Origin of the sequence: Thalassovita gelatinovora (assembly GCF_001458355.1) — a bacterium.
Lineage (GTDB): Bacteria > Pseudomonadota > Alphaproteobacteria > Rhodobacterales > Rhodobacteraceae > Thalassobius > Thalassobius gelatinovorus.
The window spans coordinates 128780-141002 of sequence record NZ_CYSA01000025.1 but is presented as its reverse complement, the minus strand read 5'-3'; the positions used below and the strand labels follow the sequence as shown (position 1 = coordinate 141002).

12 protein-coding genes are annotated in these 12223 nt (G+C 57.5%); 6 read left to right on the top strand and 6 right to left on the bottom strand.

Translation table 11 applies throughout. From position 1 onward, the window contains the following. Positions 1 to 67: 67 nt before the first annotated feature. The 5 genes from TG4357_RS12940 to TG4357_RS12920 form a co-directional block, all read right to left on the bottom strand. Positions 68 to 922: a ferredoxin--NADP reductase gene (locus TG4357_RS12940; RefSeq protein WP_058263317.1), complete on the bottom strand. Its 855-nt coding sequence runs from the start codon at positions 920 to 922 to the stop codon at positions 68 to 70. Positions 923 to 999: 77 nt separating this feature from the next. Then, positions 1000 to 1410, bottom strand: coding sequence for a DUF934 domain-containing protein (locus tag TG4357_RS12935; RefSeq protein ID WP_058263316.1), 411 nt, complete (start codon positions 1408 to 1410; stop codon positions 1000 to 1002). Beyond that, entirely contained in the window at positions 1410 to 2150 is a 741-nt protein-coding gene (locus tag TG4357_RS12930; RefSeq protein WP_058263315.1) for a phosphoadenylyl-sulfate reductase, read from the bottom strand. The genes TG4357_RS12935 and TG4357_RS12930 overlap by 1 nt, the downstream gene beginning before the upstream one ends. Then, positions 2140 to 3807 (bottom strand): nitrite/sulfite reductase, encoded by a 1668-nt coding sequence (locus tag TG4357_RS12925; RefSeq protein ID WP_058263314.1) that lies wholly within the window; start codon positions 3805 to 3807, stop codon positions 2140 to 2142. The genes TG4357_RS12930 and TG4357_RS12925 overlap by 11 nt, the downstream gene beginning before the upstream one ends. Then, positions 3807 to 4109 (bottom strand): DUF2849 domain-containing protein, encoded by a 303-nt coding sequence (locus TG4357_RS12920; protein ID WP_058263313.1) that lies wholly within the window; start codon positions 4107 to 4109, stop codon positions 3807 to 3809. The genes TG4357_RS12925 and TG4357_RS12920 overlap by 1 nt, the downstream gene beginning before the upstream one ends. A 146-nt stretch (positions 4110 to 4255) precedes the next feature. On the opposite strand from TG4357_RS12920, the gene TG4357_RS12915 reads away from it, so the two are divergent. The 6 genes from TG4357_RS12915 to TG4357_RS12890 all read left to right on the top strand — a co-directional run bounded on the left by TG4357_RS12915 (position 4256) and on the right by TG4357_RS12890 (position 11304). Next, the gene (locus tag TG4357_RS12915) at positions 4256 to 4717 is read left to right on the top strand and encodes an Lrp/AsnC family transcriptional regulator (RefSeq protein ID WP_058263493.1); all 462 of its coding nucleotides are present in this window, start codon (positions 4256 to 4258) and stop codon (positions 4715 to 4717) included. Between the two features lie 128 nt (positions 4718 to 4845). Next, positions 4846 to 6597, top strand: a complete 1752-nt coding sequence (locus tag TG4357_RS12910; RefSeq protein WP_058263312.1) for a sensor histidine kinase — start codon at positions 4846 to 4848, stop codon at positions 6595 to 6597. Beyond that, positions 6594 to 7817 (top strand): sigma-54-dependent transcriptional regulator, encoded by a 1224-nt coding sequence (locus tag TG4357_RS12905; RefSeq protein WP_058263311.1) that lies wholly within the window; start codon positions 6594 to 6596, stop codon positions 7815 to 7817. Before TG4357_RS12910 ends, TG4357_RS12905 begins: the two co-directional genes overlap by 4 nt. 327 nt (positions 7818 to 8144) lie before the next feature. Further along, positions 8145 to 9152, top strand: a complete 1008-nt coding sequence (locus TG4357_RS12900; RefSeq protein ID WP_058263310.1) for a DctP family TRAP transporter solute-binding subunit — start codon at positions 8145 to 8147, stop codon at positions 9150 to 9152. An 81-nt stretch (positions 9153 to 9233) separates the two neighbouring features. Beyond that, the gene (locus TG4357_RS12895; RefSeq protein WP_058263309.1) at positions 9234 to 9923 is read left to right on the top strand and encodes a TRAP transporter small permease; all 690 of its coding nucleotides are present in this window, start codon (positions 9234 to 9236) and stop codon (positions 9921 to 9923) included. Between the two features lie 4 nt (positions 9924 to 9927). After that, positions 9928 to 11304: a TRAP transporter large permease gene (locus TG4357_RS12890; protein WP_058263308.1), complete on the top strand. Its 1377-nt coding sequence runs from the start codon at positions 9928 to 9930 to the stop codon at positions 11302 to 11304. A gap of 128 nt (positions 11305 to 11432) precedes the next feature. On the opposite strand, the gene tpiA is transcribed toward TG4357_RS12890, so the two are convergent. Further along, positions 11433 to 12188 (bottom strand): triose-phosphate isomerase, encoded by a 756-nt coding sequence (gene tpiA / locus TG4357_RS12885; protein ID WP_058263492.1) that lies wholly within the window; start codon positions 12186 to 12188, stop codon positions 11433 to 11435. Positions 12189 to 12223 lie beyond the last annotated feature (35 nt).

The window sequence follows — 12223 nt, the reverse complement described above, 5'->3', positions numbered from 1 at the left end:
CTATATTTAGTGCGGCGTTTTTTGTTGCAGGGGCTAGATCAAATCTCGCGAGGCGCACCGCGCCGGGTCAGTCCAGAAACGCCTTTTCCACCACATATTGTGCCGGTTTCGAATTGGCGCCTTCTTCCAGCCCATAGCCTTCCAGCATCTCCTTGATTTCAAGGTTGAAGGCCAAATTGCCGCAAACCATCGCGCGGTCGTCTTGCGGGTTGATCGGCGCGACACCCAAATCCTCGAACGCTTCGCCCTTGCGCATCAAGTCGGTGATACGGCCCATTTTCGGGCTCTCTTCTCGGGTGGTGGTGGGGTAATATTTGATCTTTTTCCAGAACCCTTCACCGATCACATCGTTGAGCAGCTCATCGCTTTTGAGCGCCTCGATCAGGTCATGACCATACTGCAATTCGCCCACTTCGCGGCAGGTATGGGTGATGATGACCTCGTCATAATCTTCATAGGTTTGCGGTTCGCGCAACAGCGAAGCAAAAGGCGCAAACCCGGTGCCGGTAGCAAAGAACCAGATCCGTTTGCCCGGCAGCAAGGCGTCATGCACCAATGTACCGACCGGTTTGGGGCGCAGGATGATCTGATCGCCCGGTTGGATATGTTGCAGCCGCGAGGTCAGCGGTCCATCCTGCACCTTGATCGAATAGAATTCCAGTTCTTCGTCCCAAGAGGGTGAAGCAATGGAATAGGCCCGCAACAGCAGTTTTTGTTTGCCCGTCTTGGGGTCGGGGTCGCCCATCAACCCGATCATCACGAATTCACCGGACCGAAACCGCAATGATGCGGGACGGGTGCAACGGAAGGAAAACAGACGATCCGTCCAATGCTTGACCTCAGTCACGGTCTGGGCATCAGGCAGGGTGGGAAGTTTTGGCGCAGAGGCCGCAGTGTCGGTCACGTTGATCATCTCGGTCATAATGTCATTGCCCGGTCAGTAAACCGGCCTTCCTCAGTTAGCTTTGATCCATGTCAGATGAAAGGCGGTTTCCGATTTTACCCGGCGCGCAGCCGGGTCTGATAGTCGTGACTGTGCCAATTTGCGCGGAACGTCCATTCCGTTTCGGGTTGACGGGCGGCCTGATCGTCGCTGATTTCGACCTCGTCAAATCCCGACCGGCGGGCCATGGTGTATTGATCGGAAATCACGTGGCCGGTGGCGCGCAGACGCCCACGATAGCCCATCAACCGCAGTTGCCGGGCGATGGTAAAGCCGCGACCATCCGCGAAGCTGGGAAAATCGACACGGATCATCTGCAGGGCGGGCAATCTGTCTGCCAAGTCATGGGGATCGGCATCGGGACCAAGGTCAATGGCATCGGTGGCATCATTCACATCTGAAAAGGCAACAAATTCACCGGTGAAATCATCGGCTTGAAAACCGGTATCGGTTACGATCACACTCATTACATCGCTCCTATGCTGACCATCTTGCCATTCATCAAATGGATGCCGCATTCTTCTTTGGCGCTGCCGCGCCAGCGCCCCGCGCGTTCGTCTTCACCGGCTTTCACCGGCGACGTGCAGGGGCGGCACCCGATCGACGGATATCCCTTTGATATCAGCGGATGACGGGGTAGCCGATTGTTGATCATGTAATCCTGCACATCTTGCTTGTTCCAATGGGCCAGAGGGTTGACCTTGATCCGCTTGTCGTCTTCATTTTCGAAGAAATCGAGCGCGGCGCGGCTGGAACCCTGAAACCGTTTGCGCCCGGTGATCCAGGCATCGAACCCTTTCAACGCTTTTTCCAATGGTCGGGTTTTGCGCAGATCGCAGCAGGCATCGGTGTCGCGCAGGTGCAACGCGCCATAGGGGTCTTCGGCATCCAGTGTGACCTTGTCGAGGCGGATGATGCGCAGATCGGTCAGGCCAAGGAATTCCGCGATTTCATGCTGATAATCCAGCGTTTCGGCAAACAGCAATTGGGTGTCGATGAACAGCACAGGCGTCGCGCGATCCACCATCGCCACCATATGCAGCAGCGCGACGCTTTCGGCTCCGAAGGAACTGACCATGGCGATGCGACCGACTTGTGGATCGCTCATCGCGCGTTTCAACACCGCGCTGGCGGCGTGGTGCCGGTAGCGCGCATTCAGATGCGTGACCCGTTCGGCGACCGGACTCAATGGGGCTTCAAGCGGCATTCTTTTTCACAGCCTCCGGATATAGCGCGGCTTTGAACGGGGCCGAACCCAACCGGCGATAGGCATCGAGGAAAGTTTCCCCGGGGGTGTCACGTAGATCCAGATAGGTGCGGATGATCCGTTCGATCGCATCGGTAATTTCGTCATAGGCGAAACCGGGGCCGGTGCGTTGACCAATTACCGCGTCTTCGGTGCCATCACCGCCAAGGGTGATCTGGTAGTTTTCAACCCCAGCGCGGTCCAGTCCCAGAATGCCGATATGGCCGACATGGTGATGGCCGCAGGCATTGATGCAGCCCGATATCTTGATCTTCAGCGGGCCAATTTCATGTTCCAACTTCAGCATATCAAACCGTTCCGCAATCTGGGTCGCCACCGGGATCGACCGGGCGGTAGCCAAGGCGCAGTAATCCATGCCGGGGCAGGCGATGATATCGCTGACAAGCCCGATATTGGCGGTAGCAAGCCCTTGGGGCTTGAGTGCCGCATGCAGGGCGGGCAGGTCGGATTTATGGACATGCGGTAGGATCACGTTCTGTTCGTGACTAATGCGCAATTCGCCATGGCTGTATTTGTCAGCCAGATCGGCCATCAACCGCATCTGGTCGCTGGTCGCATCGCCCGGGGTCTGACCATGCGCCTTGATCGAAATCGATACAATGGCGTATCCGGCCGCCTTGTGGGCGGCGAGGTTGGTATCGGCCCAAGCGCGGAACACCGGGTCATTGGCATAGGTCAGTTCGTAAGGCGCTTGGTTGCGCTGCACGAAATCCGGCGCGGCGAAATGCGACTCGATCTGCGCCAGCAGGTGCTGATCGACGCCGTCAAACAGCGGTCGCAGTTTGGCAAAGCGTTTTTCGACGCGGTCGCGGACGTCATCCAGACCGTTTTCGTTGACGGTGATCTTGATCCGCGCCTTGTATTTGTTATCGCGTCGGCCCAGCGTGTTATAAACCGATACGATCGCTTCGATATAGGGCAGCAGATCGGCCTGAGGCAGGAAATCGCGGATCACTTTGCCGATCACTGGCGTGCGGCCCAGACCGCCGCCGATGATCACTTCGAACCCGGCTTCGCCATCCCGTTCGACCATGCGCAGACCGATATCATGGGCCCGGGTCACGGCGCGGTCATTGGGGGATCCGGTTACGGCGAACTTGAACTTGCGCGGCAGGAACTGGAATTCCGGATGGTCGGTGGACCATTGCCGGATCAATTCAGCGACCGGACGCGGATCGGCGATTTCATCCGCCGCGGCGCCGGCGAAATGATCTGCGGTGACGTTGCGGATCGTGTTGCCGCTGGTCTGAATCGCGTGGAGGTTTACATCGGCCAGTGTGTCAAGGATATCGGGAACGTCGGTCAGTTTCGGCCAATTATACTGAATATTCTGGCGTGTGGTGAAATGACCGTATCCCTTGTCGAACTTGTCCGCGATTAGGGCCAGTTGGCGCATCTGGTCGGCGCTGAGTGTGCCATAGGGAATGGCGACCCGCAGCATGTAAGCGTGCAGTTGTAGATACAACCCGTTCATCAGCCGCAGCGGGCGAAATTCATCTTCGGTCAAAGCGCCTGAAATGCGGCGTTCCACCTGAGCGCGGAATTGGGCGTTGCGTGTGGCCAGAAAGGCGTCGTCGAAATCATTGTAGCGATACATCAGCTCAACTCCGCCTGTTTGCCGTGGAAATAGTTCGAGGGACCGGTGCGTCGGAAATCCTCGCGGAAATGGGTCGGTTCGGGACCATCCGTTCCCTTGGTCACATCGGCCAGATAGGCCCCCACGATCCGCGCCTGCTGCCGCTCGGCATCCAGCATCCGCATCTGCGCATGGGCTTCGTCCTCGATCACCTCGGCGTCGCACAGCATTGGCGACCAGTCATCGTTTTCGGTAAAGTAAACGACATCGCCTTCCAGCAGGGCATTGGCGGTGATGACTTTGGGCGTAAAGGGACGTGCCATGGCAGGATCTTTTCCTCTGGTTGACTTGGTGTAGAATATAGAAAATATTCCCCCCATTGCGCCATCCGCCGGAACGAAAAAGGAATTTCTTCGGGTGATACGTGCGAAAATGATGATAATGTTCCAAAATGGGTGAAGGGGGTGTAATGTCGGTTCGAATGGATCAGACGGATCGGAAAATCCTGATGGAGTTGCAGCGGGATGCCGGTCAGTCGCTGGATGAAATCGCCCGCAAGGTAGGGTCGTCTAAGACCCCGGTCTGGAATCGTATCCGCAAAATGCGAGACGCCGGGATCATGGGGCCGCAAACAGTGGTTCTGGATGCTGAAAAGCTGGGTTTTGAAGCCTGTTTCTTCGTGCTGATCCGCACCTCCGAACATGAAGCGGATTGGCAGGTCAAATTCCTGCAAGCCTTGCGCAATCGCCCCGAAGTGATGGAAGCGCACCGGCTGGCGGGTGATATCGATTATATCCTGAAAGTGCGGGTGAAGAATGCGCGTGCCTATGACGCGTTTTATCAGGCGCTGATTTCCGAGGTGAAGGTGAACAACATCACCGCGCTTCTGTCGATGGAGGAAATCAAATCGACCACGGAATTGCCGTTATAGAAGCACTCGGCCCCATGGCTACTGGCCGATGGGCAGGCAATTGATGGTTTTCGATCAAACTTCCAGATCAGAGGATGAATCGCTTTGGGTTCTGGTCTTTTTGGACGCGGCGGCGATAGATTGAGATCATGAAACCTTCGCTGTTGCGGCACCTGATCATCGTCGTTCTGTTTCTTTTGGCCGTGATCGCCATTTCCGGCGGTGTCTGGCGCTATGGTTATGTTCAAGCGCTGGCGCAGCTGGCGCAGCGCGGCAAGGCGGATCTTAGTCTGGCCACGGACCGTCTGACCGGTCAATTGCAGCTTTATCAGCAATTGGCGGTTCTGACGGCAGATCATCCGGCAGTGCAGGCGGCATTGACAAGCGAACCGGGCGACGAATTGTTGGATCTGCTGCAAAAATCGGCGGATAAGACGGCCGCGATGGATGTGTTTCTGGCCGCTACCGATGGTCGAATACTGGCTTCGGCCAACCAATCCGGTCCCGTCGATATCGGCGCGTCCGACTATTTTTCCCGGGCGCTACAAGGCGCGTTAGGAGAAGGTCACGGGACCCTCCAGGACACCGGAACCCGTGTTTATTATTTTGCGGCCCCCAGCTTTGGAACAAAGGGGCAGGTTGCCGGCGTTCTGGTGGTTATGACCAATATCGACCGGGTCGAATCCGACTGGCGCGGTGCCCGTCCGGCGGTGTTTTTTAGCGATGACCGGAATGAGGTTTTCATATCCAACCGTTCCGAGTTGTTGTTTTGGCAGCAGGGGGAGGATGGCCGGCTGGCCCCGCCCACAGGACCGGAACCGGGGTTTTCCAGTCGCAATATCAGTGGCTATGAATTGTGGCTGACGGATTGGTCACCCTATGTGCCAGGCCGTGCCTTACACCTGCGTCAGGATCTGCCGATCATCGGCATGCGGGCCGAGGCGTTGATTGATGTCGACCCGGCGCGGCGGTTGGCGGCGTTGCAGGCGGCGGTCGTGGCGGCGGTGTTTCTGGCCTTTGGGGCCTTTTTGTTTCTGGCCACGGAACGCCGGCGCACCTTGGCAGAAGCCAATGCAAGGCTGGAAAGCAGGGTACAGGAGCGTACCAAGGAATTGTCAGCGACCAATATCGCGCTACGCCACGAAGTCGTCGAACGCACAAGCGCCGAAACCGCGTTGAAAAAGGCGCAGGCCGATCTGGTTCAGGCTGGCAAGCTCAGTGCGTTGGGGCAGATGAGCGCCGGGATCAGCCACGAATTGAATCAGCCGCTGATGGCGATTCAGCAATATGCCGAAAACGGATCGGCCTTTATCGGCAAAGGCAAGATCGCGCGGGCTGCGGAGAACTTGCACCGCATTTCGGAAATGGCAGCGCGGATGGCGCGGATCATCAAGAACCTGCGCGCCTTTGCCCGCAATGAAAGCGAACCGGTGGGTAAGGTCGATTTGATACAGGTGATCGAAACGGCGGTGGAACTGACCGCAGCCCGGTTGAAAGCGGATCAGGTCACGCTGAACTGGGATCCGTCCGCCGGTGGCGGTGCGGTTTATGCCCGTGGCGGCGACGTTCGGTTGACCCAGGTTTTTGTAAATCTGATCAACAACGCTGCCGATGCAATGCTGGACCAGGATGATCGTTCTATCCATATCAGTATCGATACCGGTCGAAACCTATCCGTAACTGTCCGCGATTTCGGTCCGGGGATCAGGGAGCCCGACAAAGTGTTTGAACCTTTCTATTCGACCAAAACAGTGGGCAGTTCCGAAGGGATGGGGCTGGGTTTGTCAATTTCCTATGGTCTGGTGCAAAGCTTTGGCGGCAATATCCGCGGAACCAATGCCGCGACCGGAGCGAAGTTCACGGTAGAACTGGAATACTGGAAAGAGGACGACACCGTATGATCGGGAAAGTTTTGCTGGTCGATGACGATGTGGCGGTGCGCGAGGCGCTGGCCCAGACCTTGGAATTGGCCGACCACCATCCGATTGCGGTGGGATCTTTCATCGAAGCCAAGGATCACATTTCCGAAAATTTCGAAGGCGTCATTCTGTCCGATATCCGAATGCCCGGACGGGACGGGTTTCATCTGCTTGATCATACCCAGACCGTGGATGTCGAATTGCCGGTGGTGTTACTGACAGGTGAAGGTGACATTCCGATGGCGGTCAAGGCGATGGGGCAGGGGGCATTCGGATTTCTGGAAAAACCCTGTCCGCCAGGGGATCTTTTGGCGGTGATCGAACGGGCCATAAAAACCCGTTCCATGGTGCTGGAAAATCGTCGGCTGAAGGCGCAACTGGAAACCGGCGATCCGGCGGCGCGGATGTTGTTTGGTCAGTCGAAGTTGGCCGAGGCGCTGCGCGATCGGGTCCGCGCGGCAGCGCGAGCGGGGACCGATGTTCTGATCATCGGCGCACCGGGATCGGGCATCTACAAGGTGGCAGAGGTGGTGCATTTGTGTTCCCCGAATGCAAAAGGGCCCTTCGTCAAACGCGCGGCTCCCGCGTTGGGCAGGGCTGAAATGGTCGAAGTGGTTGCGGCGGCGCAGGGCGGGACACTGTTTATCGACGATATCGGAGGATTGTCGGCGGATGCACAGATGGCGCTGATCGACGCGCTGGAAGAGGGTGGATTCCGGTTGATTGCGGGCACCACCCAGGACCTGTCGCGAGCAGTGGAAGAGGGCCGTTTGCAGGCTGATCTCTATTACCGGGTCGAGGTGATGATGGTACGCATCCCTTCACTGTCTGAACGGCCCGAAGACATCCCGGTTCTGTTTCGGCACTATGTGGCGCAAGCGGCTGAACAGGCAGGGCTGGACGCGCCCGAAGTGAGACCGGAAGTGGTTTCGCGTCTGATGGCGCAGGATTGGCCCGGCAATGCCCGCGCCCTGATGAGCGCGGCGATGCGCTTTGTTCTGAGGTTGAGCGATACCGATGTCGCGGCGCAGGAACTGGGGCTTGCCGAACAGTTGGCGCAGGTCGAACGCAGCTTGCTGATCTCCGCGTTGCGCAAGGCCGAAGGCCGGGCCAGCGTGGCGGCCAAGGCGCTGAAGCTTCCGCGCAAAACATTTTATGACAAGCTTGCGCGCTGTGGCATCAGACCCGAAGAATTCCGCTAAGGCTAAATGCCCGAAATTCGTGCCGGATTTCGGTTGTGTAAAACCCAGTTCGGGTAAGCCGAGCCAACCGTCGTTAAAACAAGGATGTGCGGTTTTTCGCACAGTTCCAGCGTTCGATTGTGCGGCTTATCGCACAATGCTGTCTTGCAGCATGTCGTTCAATATTGAAACAGTCATCTAGTATTATGAAATATATATATATTTCTTGATTTATCACAAAGTGATCAGTTTTTCTTGAGCACCCGGCGTGAATTGGGAAAGGTCTGGGTGCCGCGCCCCGGGGAGGGCGCAAGGAAACGTCAACAGATCTCTCGGGAGGAGACAGACATGAAATTCCTAACCACAGCCGCTGCCGCGCTGGCGCTGAGTGTTTCGGCTTCGGCCGTTCTGGCCGCTGGCGCTTGTGACGATGGTGAAATCGTCATCAAATTCGCGCATGTGACCAACACCGACAAACATCCCAAAGGGATCGCCGCCACGCTGCTGGAAAAGCGCGTGAACGAGGAAATGGACGGCAAGGTCTGCATGGAGGTTTTCCCGAACTCGACGCTGTATAACGACAACCAGGTGCTGGAAGCGATGCTGCAGGGCGACGTGCAGCTGGCCGCGCCGTCGCTGTCTAAGTTTGAACAGTTCACCAAGCAGTTCCGCATTTTCGACCTGCCCTTCATGTTCAAGAACATCGACGCGGTCGATGAGTTCCAGAACTCCGAAACCGGCCAAGCGATGAAGGAATCGATGACCCGCCGCGGTCTGCTGGGCCTGGCCTTCTGGCACAACGGTATGAAGCAGATGTCGGCCAACAAGGCGCTGAATGCACCGACTGACGCAAACGGGCTGAAGTTCCGGGTTCAAAGCTCCGACGTGTTGAAGGCGCAGATGGCGGCACTGGGCGGCAGCCCGCAACCGATGGCGTTTTCGGAAGTCTATGGTGCGCTGCAGACCGGCGTTGTCGACGGACAGGAAAATACCTGGTCCAATATCTATGGCCAGAAATTCTTCGAAGTGCAGGATGGCGTCACCGAAACCAACCACGGCATCATCGACTATCTTCTGGTCACCTCGACCGATTTTTGGGACAGCCTGCCCGATGACGTGCGCGACCAGTTGGCCACGATCATCGACGAAGTCACCACCGCGCGAAATTCGGAATCCTTCAAGGTGAACCAGGAAGCCAAACAAGCGGTCATTGATGCGGGCGGTGTTGTGCGCCAGCTGAGCCCGGAACAGCGTGAGGCATGGGTTGCTACGATGAAACCGGTCTGGGAAGAGTTCAAGGGCGACGTTGGCGAAGGCAACATCGCTGCCGCTCAGGCGATTAACGCCAAACACTGAACCGGCTGACTGGCCAAAGATCCCGGCCCTCATGTTAGGGGGCCGGGATTTTCATATCCTCTTGCGGGGAAGGGGACCTGCATGTCTCATCGTTATGAACCTAAATCGGCCTTGGGCCGTGTGGTCAACGAATTCGAGGAAACCGCGATCGCGCTTATCCTTGGGCTGATGACCGTGATTACCTTCATCAATGTCGTACTGCGCTATGGCTTCAATACCGGGTTGATCTGGGGGCTTGAAATGACCTCCTTCCTGTTTGCATGGTTGGTACTGTTCGGGGTCAGCTATGCCGTCAAGGTCACCGCGCATCTGGGCGTGGACGCGGTGATCAGCCTGTTTGATAAACCTGTGCGTCGGGTGTTGGCCGTGATCGCAGGGCTTTTATGCGTGGTCTATGCGTTCCTGCTTTTCAAAGGGGCCTGGGATTACTGGGCGAATTTCGCCAACCTGCCGCAGACAGAAGGGCGCTGGTTTCCACTTGGTTTCGAAGAAATGAAACGGTCTTCTTACCGGTCTTGGTACGAGGTGATCGATATCCCGTTTCCGGGGTGGTTGGGCTGGATCGAACCGCTGATCAACGAAGGCGAAGCCTATGAAAAGATCCCGCGATTCATTCCCTATGCGATGTTGCCTATTGGGGCCGGGTTGCTTCTATTCCGGTTCCTGCAGGCGACCTTTCGCATCCTGACGGGGGCCTCTGAAGGTTTGATCGTCAGCCACGAAGCCGAGGATGCCGTCGAGGACGTCCGCAGTTTGAACGCCGAGGAGTAAGCGGATGGAAGTTGCAACTCTCTTTGCTATGGTCGTCGGCTTGATGTTGCTTGGCGTGCCGATCGCGGTGAGCCTCGGCCTGTCTTCGATCCTGTTTCTGCTGGTGCTCAGCGACACTTCGCTCGCCTCGGTGGCGCAAAGCTTCTTTCAGGCGATGGCAGGCCATTATACGCTGCTGGCGATCCCGTTTTTCATCTTGGCTTCATCCTTCATGTCCACCGGCGGGGTGGCACGGCGGATCATCCGGTTTTCCATTGCCATTGTGGGCCATTTCCATGGCGGGTTGGCGATTGCGGGCGTGTTTGCCTGCATGATGTTCGCCGCGTTGTCGGGTTCAAGCCCGGCCACCGTTGTCGCTATCGGATCAATCGTGATCGCCGGGATGCGCCAGGTCGGATATACCAAGGATTTCGCCGCTGGCGTGATCGCAAATGCGGGCACGCTGGGTATTCTGATCCCACCCTCGATCGTGATGGTGGTCTATGCCAGCGCGACCGATGTGTCGGTTGGGCGGATGTTTCTTGCGGGTGTTATTCCGGGGTTGATGGCGGGCACGATGCTGATGACCACGATCTATATCATCGCGCGGATGCGCAACCTGCCCAAGGGCGAATGGTTGGGTTGGGGCGAAGTGTTCGCAGCTGGACGCGATGCCGGTTGGGGCCTGTTCCTGATCGTGATCATCCTCGGCGGTATTTATGGCGGCATCTTTACCCCGACCGAAGCGGCGGCGGTGGCAGCGGTTTATGCGTTCTTGATCGCCAGCTTCGTTTATCGCGACATGGGGCCGTTGAACCGCCCCGAGGGCGAACGTAACCTGACACTGCTGGACAAGCCGCTGGCGCTGATCACCGCGTTCTTCCACCGCGATACCCGCGACACGCTGTTCGAGGCGGGCAAGTTGACGGTGACGCTGATGTTCATCATTGCCAATGCGTTGATCCTCAAACATGTGCTGACCGACGAACAGATCCCGCAACGGATCGCAGGGGCGATGCTGGACGCAGGTTTCGGCGCGATCGTGTTTCTGATAATCGTCAACGTGATCTTGCTGATCGGCGGACAGTTCATGGAACCTTCGGGGTTGATCGTGATCGTGGCACCGTTGGTTTTTCCCATCGCCATCGAGCTGGGTATCGACCCGATTCATCTGGGGATCATCATGGTGGTCAATATGGAAATCGGCATGATCACCCCGCCGGTCGGGCTGAACCTGTTCGTCACCTCGGGTGTGGCGGGGATGCCGATGATGCGGGTGGTGAAGGCAGCGTTGCCGTTTCTGGCGGTATTGTTCGTTTTCCTGATCATGGTGACCTATATACCCTGGATCAGCACCTATTTACCGACCGCGATCATGGGGCCCGAAATCATCACCAAGTGATCCGGTTAAAGTTAGGAAAACGGCACCCATAGGGTGCCGTTTTTCATGGTTAGCGATATGCCGGGGCGGGAAAGTTTATAATTTCTCTGGCCTCTGGCGCGGGTGTTTTTGACCAAGATGAAACGCGGTCAGCTGACGGCGGCTTTCAACGCTTCGATGATCGGAGAAAAATCTGCGGCTGTCAGGCTAGCGCCACCGACAAGAGCACCATCAACATTTGGGACGGTGAAGATACCGGCGGCGTTGTCGGGTTTGACCGAACCGCCATAGAGCAACCGGATCGATTGCCCCGCAGCCGTGCCGAAGCGCTGTTCCAGCCGGGCGCGGATGAAATCATGCACTTCTCCGATCTGGTTCAGCGTCGGCACCTTGCCAGTGCCGATGGCCCAGATCGGTTCATAGGCGATCACCATGTTTTCCCCGGTCGCGCCGTCCGGTACCGAGGCCGCCAGTTGAGCGGCGATGATGTCGAGCGTGCTGGCCGCTTCGCGCTGCGCCAGAGATTCGCCGACGCAGACCACCGTGATCAGGCCGGATTGATGCGCCATGACGGCCTTGGCACGGATCAACTCGTCGCTTTCCTGATGCAACTCGCGCCGTTCCGAATGCCCCAAGATCACCGCCCCGGCCCCGGCATCGGCCAGCATCGCGGCCGAGATGTCGCCGGTAAACGCGCCGCTGACTTCGCTGTGGCAATCCTGACCGCCGATCATCATCGCATCGTTGGCCACCCGTGACACCGCTGCAGCGATCAGGGTCGCAGGCGGGCAGATTAGCAGGTCGATAGGGCTATCGGCATGTCTTTCTGTCAGCGCGTCGATCTGGTCCAGTTCGGCCTTCAGGCCATTCATCTTCCAGTTTCCCGCTGCCAGCTTGCGACGCATCATTCATTCCTTGCCAGTTGTTTTTTCGTTGCCGC